Origin of the sequence: Streptomyces sp. NPDC053069, from assembly GCF_044546895.1 — a bacterium.
Classification (GTDB): Bacteria; Actinomycetota; Actinomycetes; order Streptomycetales; family Streptomycetaceae; genus Streptomyces.
In genome coordinates this window covers 427324-446842 of the sequence record NZ_JBITZN010000003.1, presented here as the reverse complement: position 1 = coordinate 446842, position 19519 = coordinate 427324, and the positions used below count along the sequence as shown (strand labels likewise).

The 19519-nt window shown below is 72.4% G+C and carries 17 protein-coding genes; 8 read left to right on the top strand and 9 right to left on the bottom strand.

Annotated features, from left to right (window positions below; all coding sequences use genetic code 11):
* Positions 1 to 129 precede the first annotated feature (129 nt).
* Together ACIGXP_RS09040 and ACIGXP_RS09035 are read left to right on the top strand one after the other, a co-directional pair.
* Complete coding sequence (locus tag ACIGXP_RS09040; protein WP_399765827.1) at positions 130 to 2826, top strand: ATP-binding protein; 2697 nt, start codon at positions 130 to 132, stop codon at positions 2824 to 2826.
* 220 nt (positions 2827 to 3046) lie between these two features.
* Positions 3047 to 4237, top strand: coding sequence for a zinc-dependent alcohol dehydrogenase (locus ACIGXP_RS09035; protein WP_399765824.1), 1191 nt, complete (start codon positions 3047 to 3049; stop codon positions 4235 to 4237).
* 35 nt (positions 4238 to 4272) lie between these two features.
* On the opposite strand, the gene ACIGXP_RS09030 is transcribed toward ACIGXP_RS09035, so the two are convergent.
* The gene (locus tag ACIGXP_RS09030) at positions 4273 to 5349 is read right to left on the bottom strand and encodes an ATP-dependent DNA ligase (protein ID WP_399765822.1); all 1077 of its coding nucleotides are present in this window, start codon (positions 5347 to 5349) and stop codon (positions 4273 to 4275) included.
* Positions 5350 to 5423: 74 nt separating this feature from the next.
* Between ACIGXP_RS09030 and ligD the strand changes: the two genes are divergently transcribed.
* Both ligD and ACIGXP_RS09020 read left to right on the top strand, forming a co-directional pair.
* A complete protein-coding gene (gene ligD, locus ACIGXP_RS09025; RefSeq protein WP_363217499.1) occupies positions 5424 to 6443 on the top strand; it encodes a non-homologous end-joining DNA ligase in 1020 nt (339 codons plus the stop codon).
* Between the two features lie 139 nt (positions 6444 to 6582).
* Positions 6583 to 7689, top strand: coding sequence for a LacI family DNA-binding transcriptional regulator (locus tag ACIGXP_RS09020; protein WP_399765818.1), 1107 nt, complete (start codon positions 6583 to 6585; stop codon positions 7687 to 7689).
* 36 nt (positions 7690 to 7725) lie between these two features.
* Here ACIGXP_RS09020 and ACIGXP_RS09015 read toward each other — a convergent pair whose 3' ends face one another.
* Positions 7726 to 8517, bottom strand: a complete 792-nt coding sequence (locus tag ACIGXP_RS09015; RefSeq protein ID WP_399765814.1) for a VOC family protein — start codon at positions 8515 to 8517, stop codon at positions 7726 to 7728.
* 244 nt (positions 8518 to 8761) lie between these two features.
* Between ACIGXP_RS09015 and ACIGXP_RS09010 the strand changes: the two genes are divergently transcribed.
* On the top strand, positions 8762 to 9007 hold the full coding sequence (locus ACIGXP_RS09010) for a WhiB family transcriptional regulator (protein ID WP_031167920.1): 246 nt from the start codon (positions 8762 to 8764) through the stop codon (positions 9005 to 9007).
* A 732-nt stretch (positions 9008 to 9739) separates the two neighbouring features.
* Here ACIGXP_RS09010 and ACIGXP_RS09005 read toward each other — a convergent pair.
* The 5 genes from ACIGXP_RS09005 to ACIGXP_RS08985 all read right to left on the bottom strand — a co-directional run bounded on the left by ACIGXP_RS09005 (position 9740) and on the right by ACIGXP_RS08985 (position 16495).
* Entirely contained in the window at positions 9740 to 10714 is a 975-nt protein-coding gene (locus ACIGXP_RS09005) for an acyl-ACP desaturase (RefSeq protein WP_399765810.1), read from the bottom strand.
* 260 nt (positions 10715 to 10974) lie between these two features.
* Positions 10975 to 11751 carry a dimethylargininase gene (ddaH, locus tag ACIGXP_RS09000; RefSeq protein WP_399765807.1) on the bottom strand — a complete coding sequence of 259 codons (777 nt, stop codon included), beginning with the start codon at positions 11749 to 11751 and terminating at the stop codon, positions 10975 to 10977.
* A 134-nt stretch (positions 11752 to 11885) separates the two neighbouring features.
* Positions 11886 to 14153, bottom strand: a complete 2268-nt coding sequence (locus tag ACIGXP_RS08995) for an ATP-binding cassette domain-containing protein (RefSeq protein WP_399765804.1) — start codon at positions 14151 to 14153, stop codon at positions 11886 to 11888.
* Positions 14154 to 14163: 10 nt separating this feature from the next.
* Positions 14164 to 15789 carry an ABC-F family ATP-binding cassette domain-containing protein gene (locus ACIGXP_RS08990; protein WP_399765801.1) on the bottom strand — a complete coding sequence of 542 codons (1626 nt, stop codon included), beginning with the start codon at positions 15787 to 15789 and terminating at the stop codon, positions 14164 to 14166.
* 289 nt (positions 15790 to 16078) lie between these two features.
* Positions 16079 to 16495 (bottom strand): SsgA family sporulation/cell division regulator, encoded by a 417-nt coding sequence (locus ACIGXP_RS08985; protein WP_363217492.1) that lies wholly within the window; start codon positions 16493 to 16495, stop codon positions 16079 to 16081.
* A 219-nt stretch (positions 16496 to 16714) separates the two neighbouring features.
* Here ACIGXP_RS08985 and ACIGXP_RS08980 point away from each other — a divergent pair, with 219 nt between their 5' ends.
* Both ACIGXP_RS08980 and ACIGXP_RS08975 read left to right on the top strand, forming a co-directional pair.
* The gene (locus ACIGXP_RS08980; RefSeq protein WP_399765798.1) at positions 16715 to 17809 is read left to right on the top strand and encodes a WD40/YVTN/BNR-like repeat-containing protein; all 1095 of its coding nucleotides are present in this window, start codon (positions 16715 to 16717) and stop codon (positions 17807 to 17809) included.
* Positions 17810 to 17868: 59 nt separating this feature from the next.
* Positions 17869 to 18207 carry a plasmid stabilization protein gene (locus tag ACIGXP_RS08975; protein ID WP_399765795.1) on the top strand — a complete coding sequence of 113 codons (339 nt, stop codon included), beginning with the start codon at positions 17869 to 17871 and terminating at the stop codon, positions 18205 to 18207.
* A 10-nt stretch (positions 18208 to 18217) separates the two neighbouring features.
* On the opposite strand, the gene ACIGXP_RS08970 is transcribed toward ACIGXP_RS08975, so the two are convergent.
* Complete coding sequence (locus ACIGXP_RS08970; protein WP_399765792.1) at positions 18218 to 18514, bottom strand: YciI family protein; 297 nt, start codon at positions 18512 to 18514, stop codon at positions 18218 to 18220.
* A gap of 60 nt (positions 18515 to 18574) precedes the next feature.
* Between ACIGXP_RS08970 and ACIGXP_RS08965 the strand changes: the two genes are divergently transcribed.
* On the top strand, positions 18575 to 19315 hold the full coding sequence (locus ACIGXP_RS08965) for an endonuclease V (protein ID WP_399765790.1): 741 nt from the start codon (positions 18575 to 18577) through the stop codon (positions 19313 to 19315).
* Here ACIGXP_RS08965 and ACIGXP_RS08960 read toward each other — a convergent pair.
* A complete protein-coding gene (locus ACIGXP_RS08960) occupies positions 19279 to 19467 on the bottom strand; it encodes a hypothetical protein (protein WP_363217487.1) in 189 nt (62 codons plus the stop codon). The genes ACIGXP_RS08965 and ACIGXP_RS08960 overlap by 37 nt on opposite strands.
* Between the last annotated feature and the right edge of the window lie 52 nt (positions 19468 to 19519).

The following is a 19519-nucleotide window of genomic DNA, read 5'->3' as shown; positions in this document are numbered from 1 at the left end:
GCGCGTCGCCCGGCCGCACCCGGTTTCACCCACCGGGGCAACAGCTGCCCCGACCGGCCACCACACATCCCACCGGACGGCTAGGCTCGTGGTCTGTACGTCATTCGGGCGACCTGGGGAGGTAACGGAATGACGGAGGGACGGCCGCCGTCGGCCGCCTCGGCTTCCCTGTGGGAGCGGGACGGGGAGATCGGCACCGTCGCACAGGCACTCGACCTCCTGTGCGCCGACCAGACGTCCGCGGGCGGCCTGCTCGTCGTCCGCGGCGAGGCGGGACTCGGCAAGACGGCGCTGCTGGCGGAGACACGCCGCATCGCCGAACGCCGCGGCTGCACCGTGTGGTCGGCGCGGGGCGCGGAGACCCTGAAGTCCGTCCCGTTCAACGTGGTACGGCAGCTGCTCCAGCCCGCGCTGCTGTCCTTACTGCCGGAGGAGGCCCGTGAGTACCTCGGCGACTGGTACGACATCGCCGGTCCGGCCCTCGGGATAACCGACCCGCAGGAGGGCAGCGCCGACCCGCAGTACGTGTGCGACGGACTCGTCGCCGCGGTCCGCCGGCTCGCCCGCCGCGAGTGGCCGCTCGTGCTGCTGATCGACGACGCGCACTGGGCCGATCAGGAGACCCTGCGCTGGCTCGCCGCGTTCGCCGAACGCCTGGACGACCTGTCCGTTCTCGTCGTGGTCGCCCGCCGGCCCGGCGAGGTCAGGGGCGAGAGCGCCCGCCACCTCGACGCGGTGGCCGCCGCCGCGGGCCGCCCCGTCACCAATCTCAGGGCCCTCACCCCGGAGGCCGCCGCCGGACTCACCCGCGCCACCCTCGGCCGGCACGCCGACGACGCGTTCTGCCGCGAAGTCTGGGCCGTCACCGGGGGCAACCCCTACGAGACCGTCGAACTCCTCGCCAGGGTGCAGGACAGCGAACTCCAGCCGGTCGAGGGCCGGGCCGGTGAACTGCGCGCCCTCAACCGGGCCGCGCGCGGCGGCGGACTGGTCGACCGGCTCAAGGGGCTCGGCCTGGAGGCCACCCAGTTCGCCTGGGCCGCCGCCATCCTCGGCACCGGCATCACCGTCGACATGGTCGCCCGCCTCGCCACCATGGACGAGGCCGTCGCCCGGCACTGCGCCGACCTGCTCTGCGCCGCCCGCATCCTCACCGAACCCGAGCCGGCGGGAATGCAGGGCGCCGGCACCGAGCGCGAGGAGGGGGAGCTGGAGTTCGTCCACCCGCTCATCGCCACCGCCGTCTACAACTCCATCCCGTCCGGCGTGTGCACCGCCATGCACGGCGTCGCCGCCCAGATCATCACCGAACTGGGCCGCGGCGCCGCCCAGGCCGCCCGGCACCTGCTGAAGGTGCACCCGGACGGCGACGAGGAACTCGTCGAGCAGCTGCGCGAGGCCGCCCGCGAACACCTGGCCGTCGGCGCCCCGGACGCGGCCCGCACCTGCCTCGAACGCGCCCTGCAGGAGCCACCGCTCCCCGAGGTCCACGCACACGTCCTGTACGAACTGGGCTGTGCCACCCTGCTCACGGCACCCGCCGTCACCATCGAACACCTGCAGCACGCCCTGGGCTTGTCCGGCCTCGACGGCGAGCGGCGCGTCGACGCGGTGGTCCGGCTCTCCCAGGCGCTGCTCCACAACGACCAGCTGGAGGAGGCCGTCCGCACGGTCGAGGCCGAGGCCGCACGGCACGAACCCGGACCGGTCAAACTGCGGCTGCAGGCCGTGCAGTTCATGTGGGAGGGCATCCACGGCGAAACGGTCTCCCCGGCCCGCTCCCGCAGCCTGGCCGACCTCGCGCGCACCTGCACCGGCCGCGACAACGCCGAACGCGCCCTGCTCATCCTGCGCGGCTTCGACGCCATGACGCACGGCGAGAGCGCCGACGAGGTCCTCGAACTGTGCGACCGCGCCCTCGTCAACGGCCGCCTCGCACCCGGTCTCGGCTGGACCGACCAGGAGTGGGGCATGGAGCTGCTGATGATGCTCGGCAGCGCGTACGCCTACGCCGACCGGCTCGACCGCGCCGAGAGCCTCTTCGCCGAGGCCCTGCGCGCCTACACCACCGCCGGCTGGCGCGGCGGCCATCTCTCCCTCGCCAACGCCTTCCTCGGACTCGCCTACCGCAGACAGGGCCGGCTGCGCGACGCCGAGTCCACCCTGCGCGAGGCTCTCGTCCTCGCCGAACGCGTCGGCCGCCGGCTGCCGCTGTACTGGTCGGCGACCTGCGGACTGATCGACACCCTGCTGGCCCGCGGCCGTATCGACGAGGCCTGGTCGATCGCCGAGCAGTACGGCTTCGCGCCGCCCTACCCGTCCACGATCGTGCTGCCCGACATCCGCTGCGTCCGCGGCCGGCTGCTGCTCGCCGTCGGCCGCACCGAGGAGGGCATCCACGAACTGGAGGCCGCAGAGAAGACGGCCGCCTCGCGCGGCGGCCACAATCCCGTCCTCTCACCCTGGTCCATCGACCTCGCCAAGGCCGTCACCGGCCAGAACCCGGCCCGTGCCGCCCAGCTCGCCGCCGACGCCCGCCGGCAGGCCGAGCGCTTCGGCACGGACACCGCCATCGGCGAGGCCCTGCGCTGCGCCGCCGCCCTGGAGACAGGCGGTCGCGCGGTCCAGTTCGCCGCCCAGGCCGTCACCTACCTGGAAGCCTCACCCTGCCAGTACGAACACGCGGCGGCCCGCGTCGAGTACGGCATCGCAGCCCGCTCCGTCGCAGAGCTCAACCGGGGCCTGGACCTTGCCCGGGCCTGCGGCGCGGACGGGCTGGTGGCCCAGGCGAGGGAGGTGCTGGAGACGGGGCGGGGGCTGCGGTAGGCGGGCTACGGTCGGCGGTATGCACGCGACCGCATGCACGTGACTGCACACACCTGACTGCATACGGCTGACCGCTCCGGCGCCCGACGCAGCTCGCTGCTGATCGACAAGGCGCCGCTGCGGGCGGAGTTCCCCGACGAGGTCCCGGCCGGGGATTCGGCGCAGGTGGGCACGGGTACCCGGGCGCCACCGCACGCAGGACAGCGAGGGAGCGGACCCCATGAAGGCAGTCACCTGGCAGGGCAGGCGGCACGTCAGTGTCGAGGACGTGCCCGACCCGCGGATCGAGGAGCCCACGGACGCCGTCATCCGCGTCACATCCACCGGCCTCTGCGGCTCGGACCTGCACCTGTACGAGGTGCTCACCCCGTTCATGACCCCGGGCGACATCCTCGGCCATGAACCCATCGGCATCGTCGAGGAGGTCGGCCCGGGTGTGCCGGACCTCGCGGCGGGGGACCGGGTCGTGGTGCCGTTCCAGATCGCCTGCGGCAACTGCTGGATGTGCCTGACCGGCCTGCCCACGCAGTGCGAGACCACCCAGGTCACCGGCGAGGGCATGGGCGCCGCCCTGTTCGGCTACACCCGTCTGTACGGCGCCGTCCCCGGCGGCCAGGCCGAGTATCTGCGCGTCCCGCAGGCACAGTTCGGCCCGATCAAGGTGCCCGAGGGCCCCCCGGACGACCGTTTCGTCTACCTCTCCGACGTCCTGCCCACCGCCTGGCAGGCCGTCGAGTACGCCGCCGTCCCGCCCGGCGGCACCCTCGCCGTCCTCGGCCTCGGCCCCATCGGCGACATGTCCTGCCGGATCGCGAGGGCGCGCGGCGCGGAGCAGGTGTTCGGCGTCGACCTGGTGCCGGAACGGCTCGCGCGGGCCGCCCGGGACGGCGTGGAGACGTACGACCTCAGGGCCTTCGACGACGAGAAGGCGCTGGTGCACGCGATCCGCGACGCGACCGGCGGCCGGGGCCCGGACGCCGTGATCGACGCCGTCGGCACCGAGGCCCACGGCAGCGCCGCCGCCAAGCTCGCCCAGACCGCCACCGGGCTCCTGCCCCGCAGGATCAGCGCGCCGCTCGCGGAACGCTTCGCCGTCGACCGGCTCGGCGCCCTGTACATGGCGATCGACCTGGTCCGGCGCGGCGGCACCATCTCGCTCAGCGGCGTCTACGGCGGGATGGCCGACCCGATGCCGATGCTCACCCTGTTCGACAAGCAGATCCAGCTGCGCATGGGCCAGGCCAACGTCCGCCGCTGGACCGACCTGATCATGCCGTATCTGACCGACGAGGACCCCCTGGGTGTCGAGGACTTCGCCACCCACCGGCTGCCGCTCACCGAGGCACCGCACGCCTACGAGATGTTCCAGCGCAAGCAGGACGGCGCCATCAAGATCCTCATGCAGCCCTGAGCCCGCAGCCCTGCCTCACCGGACGCAGCCCCGCCTCAGGCCCGGTCCTTCTCGCCGAGGATCTCCGCGAGGTCGTAGCGGACCGGCTCCTCCAGCTGGGCGTAGGTGCAGCTCTCCGGCGTGCGGTCCGGGCGCCAGCGGCGGAAGGGGGCGGTGTGCCGGAAGCGCTGGCCGTTCTCCATGTGGTCGTAGGCCACCTCGGCGACCCGCTCCGGACGCAGCGGCACCCATGACAGGTCCTTCTTCCCGGACCAGCGGCTCGGCGCCCCCGGCAGCCGGGCCGTCTCATGGGCGGCCTCGTCCGACCAGGCCGCCCACGGATGCCCGGCCACGTCGTCCATGCGCAGCGGCTCCAGCTCCTCGACGAGCTCGGCCCGCTTCTTCATGGAGAAGGCGGCCGACACGCCGACGTGCTGCAGTTTGCCGTGGTCGTCGTACAGCCCCAGCAGCAGCGAGCCGACCACCGGGCCGCTCTTGTGGAAGCGGTACCCGGCCACGACCACGTCCGCCGTCCGCTCGTGCTTGATCTTGAACATGGCCCGCTCGTCCTGCAGATAGCGCAGGGTGAGCGGCTTGGCGACGACCCCGTCGAGACCGGCGCCCTCGAACTGCTCGAACCACTGCTGCGCCACTGCGAGGTCCGTCGTCGCGGGCGCCAGATGCACCGGCGGTGTGGTCGCGGCGAGCGCCCGGTCCAGCAGGGCACGGCGGTCGGTCAGCTCCACGTCGAGCAGCGACTGGTCGTCCAGCGCGAGCAGGTCGAAGGCGACGAACGACGCCGGGGTCCTCTCGGCCAGCATCCGCACCCGGGAGTCCGCCGGGTGGATCCGCTCGGTCAGCGCGTCGAAGTCCAGATGGCCCTCCCGTGCGATCACGATCTCCCCGTCCAGCACGCACCGCTTCGGCACCCGCTCCCTCAGCGCCCCCACCAGCTCGGGAAAATACCTGGTCAGCGGCTTTCCGGTACGGCTGCCCAGCTCGACCTCCGTGCCGTCCCGGAACACGATCGAACGGAACCCGTCCCACTTCGCCTCGTAGTGCATACCCGGCGGGATCTTCGCCACCGACTTGGCGAGCATGGGCTTCACAGGCGGCATCACCGGCAGATCCATGCCCTCGATTCTGCTCGCATACGTCCCTTGCCGCCCGGTGTGCGAGCTGTGCGGGGTGCGCCTACCGTGGCCGCATGGGTGCTGCGGTGGAACTGGAGGTCGGCGGTCGGACGGTACGGCTGTCCAGCCCGGACAAGGTCTTCTTTCCCGAGCGCGGTTTCACCAAGCTGGACCTGGCGCGGTACTACGTCGCCGTCGGCCCCGGCATCCTGCGCGCGCTGCGCAACCGCCCCACCACCCTGGAGCGCTACCCGGACGGCGTCGGCGGGGAGTGGTTCTTCCAGAAGAGGGCCCCGAAGGGCATGCCCGGCTGGATCCCGACCGCCCACATCACCTTCCCCAGCGGCCGCAGCGCCGACGAGATGTGTCCCACCGAGGAGGGTGCCGTCGTCTGGGCCGCCCAGTACGGCACGCTCACCTTCCACCCCTGGCCGGTTCGCGCCACGGACGTCGACCGCCCCGACGAACTGCGCATCGACCTCGACCCGCAACCCGGCACCGACTACGCGGACGCCGCCCGCGCCGCGCACGAACTACGCGCCGTCCTCGACGAGTTCGGCGGGCTGCGAGGCTGGCCCAAGACCTCCGGCGGCCGTGGCCTGCATGTCTTCGTCCCGATCGAACCGCGCTGGACCTTCACCCAGGTGCGACGCGCCGCGATCGCCGTCGGCCGCGAGATGGAACGCCGGATGCCCGACCAGGTGACGATCAAGTGGTGGAAGGAGGAGCGGGGCCGCCGTATCTTCCTCGACTACAACCAGACGGCCCGCGACCGCACCATCGCCTCCGCCTACTCCGTCCGCCCCCACCCGAACGCCCCCGTCTCGGCACCCCTGCGCTGGGAGGAGGTCGGCGTGGCCCACCCCGCCGACTTCGACCTCGCCACCATGCCGGGCCGCTTCGCCGAACTCGGCGACGTGCACGCCGACATGGACGACCACGCCTACTCCCTGGACGCCCTGCTGGAACTGGCCCGCCGCGACGAACACGACCACGGCCTGGGCGACCTGCCGTACCCGCCGGAGTACCCGAAGATGCCCGGCGAACCGAAGCGGGTCCAACCGAGCCGGGCCCGCCAGGAGAAGACGTCCTGAGGCCGCCCGGCTGCCGCCGGCCTCCCCCGGCGCGGACCGGCGAGTTCACCTGCCCCTCCACAAGCCGCCGTTGCCGCTCCGGCGGCGTCTTCACCGCACGGTTATCCTGACCGGCAGCCGCCGAGGAGGAGATGCCGAAGTGACCGAGGCAGTGTCGCGTCCCACGCTGGAGGCCGTGGCCGCGCGGGCCGGGGTGTCCCGGGCCACCGTGTCCCGGGTGGTCAACGGCGGCGACGGGGTGCGCGAACCCCTGGCGGAACGGGTCCGGCAGGCCGTGGCCGAGCTGGGGTACGTCCCCAACCAGGCGGCGCGCAGCCTCGTCACCAAGCGGCACGACGCCGTCGCCGTCGTCATCGCCGAGCCCGAGACCCGGGTCTTCGCCGACCCCTTCTTCGCCCTGCAGCTGCGCGGCATCAGCAAGGAGCTGACCGCCCACGACAACCAGCTGGTACTGCTGCTCACCGAGGGCCGTGACGATCACGCGCGCGTGGCCCGGTATCTCGCCGGAGGCCACGTCGACGGCGCGCTCGTCTTCTCCCTGCACCTCGACGACCCGCTGCCCGGCCTCATCCATGATGCAAACGTGCCCACCGTGTTCGGCGGACGGCCCGGCTGGGGCGACGACAGCCGCGACGACGAGCCCCGGCGCGCCACGCGGGCGGGGCGGAGCCCGGGGCCGGGCGTGGTGTACGTCGACTGCGACAACCGGGGCGGGGCACGCACGGCCGTACGGCACCTCGTGGACCTCGGCCGCAGACGCGTCGCGCACCTCACCGGCGTGCTGGACCAGACGTCCGCGGTGGACCGGCTGGACGGCTACCGGGACGTCATGGCCGAGGTGCCGGGCGGGAACGATCCCCGGCTGGTCGTGGAGAGCGACTTCACACCGGCCGGCGGCGAACGCGCCATGCGGGAACTCCTCGAACGGTGCCCGGACGTGGACGCCGTGTTCGCCGCCAACGACCTCACCGCGCTCGGTGCCCTGCGCGTGCTGCGCGAGAAGGGCCGGCGGGTGCCCGAGGACGTTGCCGTGATCGGCTTCGACGACATGCTGCCCGTCGCCGAGGAGGCCGACCCGCCGCTGACGACGGTCCGTCAGGACATCGAGGAGATGGGGCGCCTGATGGCCCGCCTGCTGCTGCACGGCCTGGCCGACGCCCGTGACCGCACCGGTGCCTCGGCCGGCCCGCCGCCCGCCGGCGGGGTGATCCTGCCGACCACGCTGATACGACGGGCCTCCGCCTAGCCGGACCGCTGCGCCGGGCTTCCGTCCGGTCCGGGTTCAGCCCTGCTGCGACTCGCTTCTGATCACCGCGAAGCGCGCGCCGTACGGGTCGCTGAGCTTGGCCATGCGGCCCACCCCCGGCATGGTCGTCGCCGGCATGCGCACCGCTCCGCCGAGCTGCTGCGCCTTCTCGACCACCGCGTCGGTGTCCATGACCTCGAAGTACGGCAGCCAGTACGGGCCGCCCTCGGCCTCGGCCGGGGCGTCGGCCAGCGGCACGATGCCGCCGAACATGGTGTCCTCGGCGCCGCCCGCCGGGTTGACGCAGGTGTACGTCCCGCCCGGGAAGGGCACGGCGGAGGTCTCCAGGCCGAGCACCTGGTGGTAGAAGGCGGCTGCTGCGGCGATGTCCGGGGTGTACAGCTCGACCCAGCACAGCGCGCCCGGCTCGTTCGCCACGTCGACGCCCTTGGTCCGGGCCGGCTGCCAGATCCCGAACGGCACGCCCGCCCGGTCGGCGAGCACCGCCATGTGCCCCTGCCCCATCACGTCCATCGGCTGGAACAGCACACTGCCGTGGGCCTCTTGGGCGGCCTTGGCGGTGGCCTGTGCGTCCTCGCTCTGGAAGTACACCGTCCAGGCCGGCGGGCCCTGCTCGGGGCCGGACTGCATACCGCCCGCGACGGTCCTGCCGTCGAGCTGGAAGAAGCCGTAGCCTCCGGCGTCCGGCCCCGCCGACTGGAACTGCCAGCCGAAGAGGCCGCCGTAGAAGGAGAGGGCACCGTCGATGTCCGGGGTGCCGATGTCGATCCAGTTCGGCGCGCCGTTGACGAAACGGGTGGTGAGCATCTTCGCCCTCCTCGGAAAGGGTCCCGTCCTGTGCACTGCCGAGTCTGGCACCCCCCACTGACAATCGCCGCCGGAGCACAGCGCCGCGCCCTACCGGGCCCGGGTCCCGGATTTCGGCCCGGCCCCGCGCGCCGCCGTGCGCCGGTCCGGCCCGGGGGAGCATCATCGGGGTGGCGGAGGCCCTGGCGGCGGCGTTGACCCGGCGTTGATCGAACGTTTTTCACCACGCGGCACGATCCTGGCCATGCACTTCGAAACGATCACTCCGGCCGACGACACCTGGCAGGCGCAGGCCCTGTGCGCGCAGACCGGACCGGACTTCTTCTTCCCCGAGCCCGGCAGCTCGGTGCGCGAGGCGAAGCGCATCTGCGCCATGTGCGAGCTGCGCCCGGCCTGTCTGGACTACGCGCTGGCCAACGACGAGCGCTTCGGCGTCTGGGGCGGCCTTTCGGAAAAGGAACGCCTCGCCCTCCGGCGCACGTCCCGCTGACCCCGGCCCGCCGCCCCTCCGTCACCTGCGCCCACCGCCGCCCCGAGCGCCCGTACCGACGGACACCGGCCCGGCCGTCCGTGAGCGGCGTAACCCGCCCACCGGGACAGCCACCCCAGCGAACGGCAGCCTGCGGGGAAGGCCACTTTCCAGCGAGCGTCGGACACCGCCGAGACCGGTCCTGCGGACCTAGTCCCGCGACCGGGCCCCAGGCCCCCGCGAGCGCCGGCTCCCCTGCGAGTCCGGGCGTGGCCGGCGAAGCCGCCTCAGCGAGCGGCAGGCCCGGCGAACAGCGAACCCCGGCGAGGGCCGTCCCCTGGTGGCCGGGCCCGGCGGGCCGGACCCCTGCGAGCCGGCGGATCCGGTGAGGGGCGAGCCCGACGGGCGGTGGAGCCGGTGAGGTGTGCCCCCCGGCGGGTGGCAGAGCCTGCGAGGTGCGCATCCCGGCGGGTGGCAGACCCACGGGGGGTGCCCCCGGCGGGAGGCGGATCCGGTGAGGAGTGGCCCCCGGCGGGTGGCAGATCCAGCGAGGGGCGAGCCCGGCGGGTGGCAGAGGCGATGACGGGCGAATCCCGTCGGGCGGCGGACCCGGTGAGGGGCGAATCCCGTCGGGCGGTGGAGCCGGTGACGGGTGAGCCCAGCGGGCGGTGGTGGGCTCGGTGGCCGGTGGGTGTCAGGGTTCCGCGGGGCCGGGTCCGGCGAGGGTCAGGTCCTGCGGAACCCTTCCGGGCGTCAGGCTCCCGCGCGGGCCGCCATGCGGGCCTTGCGGGCGGCCAGCTTCTCGTCGAACTTGGAAGCCTCCGCGTTCAGACCGCCCAGGAAGAGGCCGAGTTCCTCCTGTGCCTGGCGCCCCTCGGGGCCGAGGCCGTCGATCTCCATGACCTTCAGGAAGCGCAGGACGGGCTGGAGGACGTCGTCGTGGTGGATGCGCATGTTGTACACCTCGCCGATGGCCATCTGCGCGGCGGCCCGCTCGAAGCCCGGGATGCCGTGACCAGGCATGCGGAAGTTCACCACGACGTCCCGGACCGCCTGCATCGTCAGGTCGGGAGCCAGCTCGAAGGCCGCCTTCAGCAGGTTGCGGTAGAAGACCATGTGCAGGTTCTCGTCGGTCGCGATGCGGGCCAGCATGCGGTCGCAGACCGGATCGCCGGACTGATGGCCGGTGTTGCGGTGCGAGATGCGCGTGGCCAGCTCCTGGAAGGCGACGTAGGCGATCGAGTGCAGCATCGAGTGCCGGTTGTCGGACTCGAAGCCCTCGCTCATGTGCGCCATACGGAACTGTTCGAGCTTGTCCGGGTCCACCGCCCGCGAGGCGAGCAGGTAGTCGCGCATCACGATGCCGTGCCGGCCCTCCTCGGCCGTCCACCGGTGCACCCAGGTGCCCCACGCGCCGTCGCGGCCGAAGAGGGTGGCGATCTCGTGGTGGTAGCTCGGCAGGTTGTCCTCGGTGAGCAGGTTGACCACCAGGGCGATACGGCCGATCTCCGTCACCTTGGACTGGTCCGTGCCCCAGGCCTCCCCGTCCTCGAAAAGGCCCGGGAAATTGCGCGCGTCGCTCCACGGGACGTACTCGTGCGGCATCCAGTCCTTGGCGATCTTCAGATGCCGGTTCAGTTCCTTCTCGACCACTTCCTCCAGCGCGAACAGCAGCCGCGCGTCGGTCCATGCGGACGGGCTGCCGAGGTGAGGGGAAGTGATCGTCACGGGAACTCCAGGGGGACGCCGAACAACGGGGGAGAAAGGGGGCGGTCCGGCGAGCGGTGCCGGGAAACCTACGAGATCGTAGGCTACGAAGCCGTAGGTTACGAAGCCGTAGGTTAAGGTCGTCGTAAAGATCACTGATCAGCAGGGTGAAGGCGGGTCTTTCCGGCGTGTTCCGCGTGGTGTCGCGGCGCGGCTCCTGGACATGCCGACGGCCCCGGAACCATGGGTTCCGGGGCCGTCGGCATGACGGGATCACCTGGTCAGGCGTACAGCTCCCGCAGCCGTACCGAGAGACAGGTCACACAGCCCTCGAGCTTCTCGAACTCGCTGATGTCCACCGTGACCACCTCGTGGCCGAGGTCGGTCAGCAGCTCCGCCGTCTTCGGCGCGCTCGCCGCCATCAGCAGCTTGTGCCCGCCGAGCAGCACCACGTGTGCGCCGGACTCCTCCGGCACCGACAGGAAGCCGGGGAACAGCGACGGCCGGTCGACCTTCGGGATGTGCCCGATCACCGTGCCGTCGGGCAGCGCGGTCACCGCCGACTTCAGGTGCAGCACCTTGCTCACGGGCACGGCGACCACTCGCGCGCCCAGCGGCTCGAAGGCCGCCCGCAGTTGCTGCACCCCGGCCGCGTTGGTACGTCCGCCGCGGCCGACGAACACCGTCTCGCCGACCTTCAGCACATCACCGCCGTCCAGCGTGCCCGGCTCCCATATCCAGTTCACCGAGCAGCCGAGGCGGGCCACCGCCTCCTCCACGCCGACGGTCTCCGCGCGCCGGGACTCCGCGCCGGGCCGGGTGATCAACGCCACGTTCCTGTACATGACGACGGTGTCCTCGACGAACACCGAGTCCGGGCAGTCGTCGGCCGGTTCGACCTCGATCGTCTCCCAGCCGTGCGTGCGCAGGGCCTCGACGTACGCCTCCCACTGCTCGACGGCGCGCCCGACATCGACCTTCTCCCGCTCGATGTGCGTCACCAGGCCTTCGGCGAGGCGGGGGCTGGGGCGGCGGACGAGGGCCTTCTTGCTGGGCACGACGGGCCTTTCGAATCGGTGCGGGTCGATGGTGCGACGGACAGCGCCGCTGGTTGCGGCACCGGTCCGCCATCATGCAGTCCGCTCCGGCCAGGACAAAACCCTCGTTGTCAGGCTGTGCCCCTCCTGAGACGTCACACCGTCGTCCTGCGCAGATGCTCGGCGGTGGCCGAGCCCTGGACGGTGAGCAACTGCCGCGGAGTTCCCTCGAAGATCACCTCGCCGCCGTCCCGGCCGCCGCCGGGCCCGAGGTCGATGACCCAGTCGGCGTGGCGGACGACGTCCAGGTGGTGCTCGACCACCACGACCGTGTTGCCCGCATCGACCAGCCGGTCGAGCAGGGCCAGCAGCGCGCCGACGTCCGCCAGGTGCAGCCCCGTGGTCGGTTCGTCCAGCACGTACACCGCGCCGGTCCGGTGCAGCCGGGTGGCGAGCTTGATGCGCTGCCGCTCGCCGCCGGACAGCGTGGACAGCGGCCGGCCGAGGGCCAGATGCGTCAGGCCGACGTCCCGCAGGGCCCGCAGCGGGCGCAGCACGGCGTCCTCGGGGACGTCCAGGTCGCCGAAGAAGTCCAGCGCCTGCTCCGGACCCATGTCGAGCACGTCCGCGATCGAGGCTCCGCGGACGGTGAGCCGCAGCACCTCGTCCTGGAAGCGGCGCCCCGCGCAGCCGGGGCAGACGGTCGTCACCGGGTCCATGAAGGCGAGGTCGGTGACGATGACACCGCGCCCCTCGCAGCCGCCGCACGCGCCCGCCGAGTTGAAGCTGAACAGCGCGGGTGACGTCCCCGTCGAGCGGGCGAAGAGCCTGCGTACGGCGTCCATGATCCCGAGGTGGGTCGCGGGCGTGGACCGCCCGGACACCGCGATCGCCGACTGGTCCACGATCACGGCGTCGGGGTGGGTGGCGGTCAGTTCGCCGGTCAGCGTGCTCTTGCCGGAGCCGGCCACCCCGGTCACCGCGGTCAGCACGCCCGTCGGGAACTCCACCGTGACCTCGCGCAGGTTGTGAAGGCTCGCGCCCTTCACCCACAGCCCGCCCGTGGCCCGCCGCACCCGGCGTTTCACCGTGGCACGGCGGCGCAGACAGCGGCCGGTGACGGTGCCCGAGGCGGCCAGCGCGCCGGGCGTGCCCTCGAAGACGACGTGTCCGCCCCCGGCGCCCGCCCCCGGACCCATGTCGACGACGTGGTCGGCCAGCGCGATGAGATCGGGGTCGTGCTCCACGACCAGTACCGTGTTGCCCCGGTCGCGCAGCCGCAGCAGCAACTCGCCCAGGCGGCCCACGTCACGCGGGTGCAGCCCGGCACTGGGTTCGTCGAAGACGTACGTCAGTCCGCTCAGGCTGGAGCCGAGGTGCCGCACGGTCTTCAGCCGCTGGCCCTCGCCGCCGGAGAGCGTCGCGGTCTCCCGGTCCAGGCTGAGATAGCCCAGGCCGATCGCCTCGATGCGCTCCAGGCCGTCCACGGCGGCGCGGGCGACGGGCGCCGCCACCGGGTCGTCGATCCGCCGCAGCACGGCGATGAGGTCGGTGACCTGCATCCGGGCGCAGTCGGCGAGGGACAGCCCGCACACGCGCGTGGCGAGCGCGGCCGCGTTCAGCCGGGCTCCCCGGCACACCGGGCAGACGTCCTCGGTCAGGAACTCCCGGACGAGATCGCGGGTGCGCCGGCTGAGCGCGGACAGGTCGCGTTTGAGGTAGAGCCGTTCGAACCGGTCGGCGAGACCCTCGTAGTCGATGTCCCGCGAGCCGCCCGTGTTGCCGACGCGGACGCGTGCGCCCCGTCCGCGCAGCAGGAACGCGCGCTCCTCGGCGGTGAACGCCCCGACCGGCTTGTGCACATCGAGGCGGGTGGTGTTGGTGTACGTCTGCCCGTGCCAGGTGCCCGCGGCGAACGGCGGGAACCGGACCGCCCCGCCGGCCAGCGACCTGGCCGGGTCGAGGATGCGGTCCCAGTCGGGCCGTACCGTACGGCCCAGGCCGTCGCACTCGGGACACATCCCCGACGGGTCGTTGAACGAGTAGGCCGTGGCCGGCCCGGCGCTCGGGATGCCGTACCGGGAGAACAGCACCCGGAGCACCGCCTGGATGTCGGTCATCGTGCCGACCGTCGACCGGGCATGGCCGCCGACCGGCCGCTGGTCGACCACGACCGCCGGCGAGAGGTCCGTCAGCGACTCGATGTGCGGGCGCTCGAACCGGGGGAGCCGGTTGCGCACGAACGAGGGGTAGGTCTCGTTCAGCTGGCGTTGCGACTCGACGGCGATCGTGTCGAAGACGAGCGAGGACTTGCCCGATCCCGAAACGCCGGTGAACACGGTCAGCCGGCCTTTCGGGATGCGGAGATCGACGTTCTTGAGGTTGTTCTCCCGGGCTCCGGTGAGGGTGATGAAATCGGGCATGCCGCCGACGCTAGGCGGGATACCCGACATCCTCCGGCGTGATTTCCTTCAGTTCTCCCTCCTCCATCAGCAGCCAGCGCGTGATGCCGATCGACTCCAGGAACGGCAGGTCGTGGCTGGCCACGAGCAGCGCGCCCTCGTACGACTCCAGGGCCGAGGTCAGCTGCCGCACGCTCGCCATGTCGAGATTGTTGGTCGGCTCGTCGAGCAGCAGCAGCTGAGGCGCCGGCTCGGCGAGCATCAAGGCGGCCAGGGCCGCCCGGAACCGCTCGCCGCCCGACAGGGTGGCCGCCTGCTGGTCGGCCCGCGCGCCCCGGAACAGGAAGCGGGCCAGCCGCGCCCGGATCCGGTTGTTGGTGGCGCCCGGCGCGAACCGGGCCACGTTCTGGGCGACCGTCAGGGCGTCGTCCAGCACGTCCAGCCGCTGGGGCAGGAAGCGCAGCGGGACGTGCGCCCGCGCCTCCCCGGACACCGGCGCCAGCTCCCCGGCGACCGTCCGCAGCAGTGTCGTCTTGCCGGCGCCGTTGCGGCCGACCAGCGCGATCCGCTCCGGACCGCGCAGATCGAGGATCCCCTCGATCCGCGCCCCGTAGGCCATCGCCAGGTTCTCCAGGGTGAGCACCTGCCGGCCGGGCGGCACGGCGGTGTACGGCAGGTCGACGCGGATCTCGTCGTCGTCCCGTACCGCCTCCACCGCCTCGTCCAGGCGCTCCCTGGCCTCGGCGAGCCGCTCCTCGTGCATGATCCGGTGCTTGCCCGCCGACTCCTGGGCGGCGCGTTTGCGGGCACCCATGACGATCTTCGGCTCGCGTTTCTGGTCCCACATCTTCTGCCCGTACCGCTTGCGGCGGGCCAGCTTGACCTGGGCGTCGGCCAGTTCGCGCTTCTGCTTGCGCACATCGGCCTCGGCGACGCGCACCATTCGTTCGGCCGCCTCCTGCTCGACGGCCAGCGCCTCCTCGTAGGCCGAGAAGTTGCCGCCGTACCAGGTGACCTCCCCGGAGCGCAGCTCCGCGATCTGGTCGACCAGGTCGAGCAGTTCCCGGTCGTGGCTGACCACGACCAGCACGCCCGGCCACGCGGCGACGGCCTGGTACAGCCTGCGGCGTGCATACAGGTCGAGGTTGTTGGTGGGCTCGTCCAGCAGCAGGACGTCGGGGCGGCGCAGCAGCAGCGCGGCCAGCCGCAGCAGCACCGACTCGCCGCCGGAGACCTCGCCGACGGTGCGGTCCAGGCCGATGTGGCCGAGACCGAGTTCGCCGAGGGTGACCAGGGCGCGTTCCTCGACGTCCCAGTCGTCGCCGAGTGTCTCGAAGTGCTCCTCGGCGACGTCGCCCGCCTCGATGGCGTGCAGTGCGGCCCGCCGTGCGGCGATGCCGAGGGCCTCGTCGACGCGGAGCGCGGTGTCGAGGGTGACGTTCTGCGGGAGGTGGCCGACCTCGCCGGCGGCTTTGACGGTGCCGTCGAGCGGGCTGAGTTCACCGGCGAGCAGCTTCAACAGGGTCGATTTCCCTGATCCGTTGACGCCGACGAGCCCGGTGCGGCCGGGTCCGAAGGCGATGTCCAGGCCGTCGAAGACGGCGGTGCCGTCGGCCCAGGTGAAGGACAGGGACGTGCAGGTGAGGGAAGATGACATGAGGGCCTCGCGAAGGGTGTCGTGCGGTCGGTGGGCGCATGTCGAGACACCGCGAGGCGGGAACCGAAAGGTCGTGGGGCACGGAGAGGCCATGAAAAAAGGCCTGTGCCGGGGGACGGCTCGGACGCCGAGGTCGTACGCCGCGCACACCTCACCGGTGCGACGCGGTGTCTCAGGACCTCAGACGAGCAACGTCCTTCTCCAATCGACGGCAACAGAACCGATGTACACCGTACGAGGGAGCCTGGGGGCTGTCAACGGAATTAAGGGCCGCACGCGCGCGTGGCGCTCAGCAGGCGTCCCGCATCAGCTCGGCCAGGCCGTGGTCCAGGTCGAGCTGGAGGTGTTCCAGGCCGACGGGCACGAGTGCGTTGGCCGCCTCCAGGAAGCGCCGGATCTCACCCGAGCGCACATGCACGATCGCGGTGCCCTCGGGGGCGTGGAACTCCAGTACCGTGCGGTCGTAGCCGTACGGCCGCACCCGCACGTCTCCGTGGCCCGCCGGGCCCTGCAGTCCAGCCGTGAGCAGTTCGCGGGAGAAGGTCCAGCAGACGTCGACCCCTTCCAGGGTGGCCGGCGCCGGGAAGGTCATGACGACGGCGAACGGATCGCGCCGGTCGTAGCGCAGCGTCGCGGGAATGCTCGGCATGCGCGGTGCGGCGGCGACGAGACGGGCCTCTACGGGCTGCTCGATGACGGTGGACAACGCCTTGCTCCCTCGTGACGGCTGGACTACGCCCGGGTGTGCGCTACCCGGCACTGGAAGAGACGACGGATCCGGCCGATGCGTGCACACGGAGACCGAGTGACCTCGGTCACCGCATTCATGCACGGCGATGGGCCGGGTGTTCTCCCGCGCACCGACGGGCAGTTGGCCTCTGGACGGCGCCGGGCCGGTGGGCTAGCTTCGCCCGCCATGAGGCGCATGGGCAGCACGCGACGCGGAGGACGCACGAGCAGGCTGGTGGCGGCGGGGGTGGCGTGCGGGGCGGCGCTGGCCGCGCTGACCGTTCCGGCGGCCGAGGCCGGACCGCTGGGCCGGAAAAGCCCGCACTGGGCACCGAAGGACCCGGGCACCCCGCAGGTCCGCTTCCGGGGCCTCGCGGCCGTGGACCGGCGCACCGCCTGGCTGGCCGGTACCGGTGGCACGGTGCTGCGCACCACGGACGGCGGAGCGAGCTGGCGGAACGTCTCTCCGCCGGGCGCGGCGGATCTGCAGTTCCGGGACGTCGAGGCGTTCGACGCGCGGCGCGCCGTGGTGCTGGCCATCGGCGAGGGCGAGGCGTCCCGTGTGTACCGCACCGACGACGGCGGCGCGACGTGGACGGAGTCCTTCCGCAACACCGATCCGAAGGCGTTCTACGACTGTCTGGCCTTCTTCGACCGGCGGCACGGCCTCGCGATGAGCGACCCCGTGGACGGAAGGTTCCGCATCCTGTCCACGAGCGACGGCGGCCGCTCCTGGCGGGTGCTGCCCGCCGGTGGCATGCCGCCCGCACTGGACGGCGAGGCCGGCTTCGCCGCCGGCGGCCAGTGCCTGGTCGCCTCGGGCCCGGACGACGTCTGGCTGGCCACCGGCGGCGGCGCCCACGCGCGCGTGCTGCACTCCGCCGACCGAGGACTGACCTGGACGGCCGCCGGCACACCGGTCCCGGCCGGCGATCCCGCCAAGGGCGTCTTCGCGCTCGCCTTCCGCGACCGCACCCACGGCCTCGCCGTCGGCGGCGACTACCGTCCCGACCAGCCCTCGCCGCAGGCCGCCGCCGGCACCTCGGACGGCGGCCGCACCTGGACCCCGGCCGCCACACCGCCGCCCGCCTACCGTTCGGGGGCCGCCTGGCTGCCGCACAGCCGCACCGCGGCGCTCGCCGTCGGCCCGACCGGCACCGACCTCACCACGGACGCCGGCCGCACCTGGCGGACGATCGACACCGGCTCGTACGACACCGTGGACTGCACGCCCGACCTGAGCTGCTGGGCGGCCGGCGAACAGGGAAGGGTGGCACGGCTGGAACGCTGACGTGAGCGCCCGGAACCCGGGTACTCGTTCCCACGGAAAGCGACAGGAAGGGAGCGATCATGCCCGCCGGTTCCAGCTCCAAGCGCGAGCGCCAGTACGAGCACATCAAGAAGAGCGCGCAGGACCGGGGCGAGAGCACCGAGCGCGCCAAGGAGATCGCCGCGCGGACGGTCAACAAGGAACGCGCCCGCTCCGGTGAGTCGAAGACCGCGAGCCGCAGCTCGACGCAGGACATGTCGTCCGGCAAGCGTGGCGGCCAGCGGTCGGGCAACCGGGCCGGCTCCCACGGCCCGACCCGCGACCAGCTGTACAACGAGGCGAAGCAGCGCGGCATCGAAGGCCGTTCGCACATGAACAAGGACGAGCTGCAGCGCGCGCTGAACGCCAAGAAGGGATGAGCGGCGCCAGTCAGTCCAGCGTCTGCCGGTGGCGGGCGAGCTCGGGAGCCGTCTTCGTGGCGGTGAACTCCGTGATGCGGTACGTGCACACGCCGCCGACGGTGAACGGGTCGCCCGCGACGATCTCCTCGATCCGGGCGCGGTCCTCAGGGACGGCGATGATCACCCCGCCGTCGCGCGGGTTCTTGCGCCCGGAGGCCAGGACGAGGCCCTTCTCGTACAGCTCCTCCAGCCAGGCCACATGGTCGGCGAGCAGCGCGTCGACGGCGTCGAGAGGCGCGGTGTAGGTCAGCTCCAGTACGAACATGATCGGGAGCCTACCCCCCGGCTCCGACAGCGGCCGTGGGCCCGTAGAGTCGGCGTCACCATGACGACCGTAGGCGTACCCGCGGGCTGGCCCGCGACCGAGGAAGAGGCCCGTGCGGTCCAGGACGAGCTGCGCGGCCGGGTGGTGCTCGACGAGCGCGGACCCCGGCCCGGTACGGGCCGTGTCACGGGGGTTGATGTCGCCTACGACGACGCCCTCGACCTCGTCGCCGCGGCGGCCGTCGTGCTGGACGCCGCCACCCTGGAGGTGGTGGCCGAGGCGACGGCCGTCGGCCGGGTATCCTTCCCGTACGTGCCAGGCCTGCTGGCCTTCCGTGAGCTCCCGACCGTCCGGGCCGCCCTGGACATGCTGCCGTGCCCGCCGGGCCTGGTCGTCTGCGACGGCTACGGCCAGGCCCATCCGCGCCGCTTCGGCCTCGCGAGCCACCTGGGCGTGCTCACCGGTCTGCCGGTCATCGGGGTCGCGAAGAACCCGTTCACCTTCACGTACGACGATCCCGGTCCGCAACGGGGCGCTTGTGCTCCGCTGCTCGCGGGGACCGAGGAGGTGGGGCGTGCGCTGCGCACCCGGGACGGCGTCAAACCGGTCTTCGTCTCCGTCGGCCACCGGGTGAGCCTGGACAACGCCCTGGCGCACACCTTGGCCCTCACCCCGCGCTACCGGCTGCCGGAGACCACCCGCCGGGCGGACGCCCTGTGCCGCCGTGCGCTTCAGCAGGCGGCACGGAGCGCAGGGGGCGGCGCTCAGGAGGCCACGATCCGCCAGGCGCCGACCTCCTGATACGCCGAGTCGTAGACGGCCGAGCCGTCACCGGGTTCGAGGGCGTAGTGCCGCAGGTTCCCGCCCCAGTACCGCAGGATCCGCCCCAGTTCGCCGGCGCGGTCCTGCGTCGGCGCGTCCTCGTCCACGGTCACTTCGAGCACGAACTTCATGGCTCTCCCGCCTCCTTCGGCTCTTTTGCCTGGGCCTCCATCGTTTCATTGA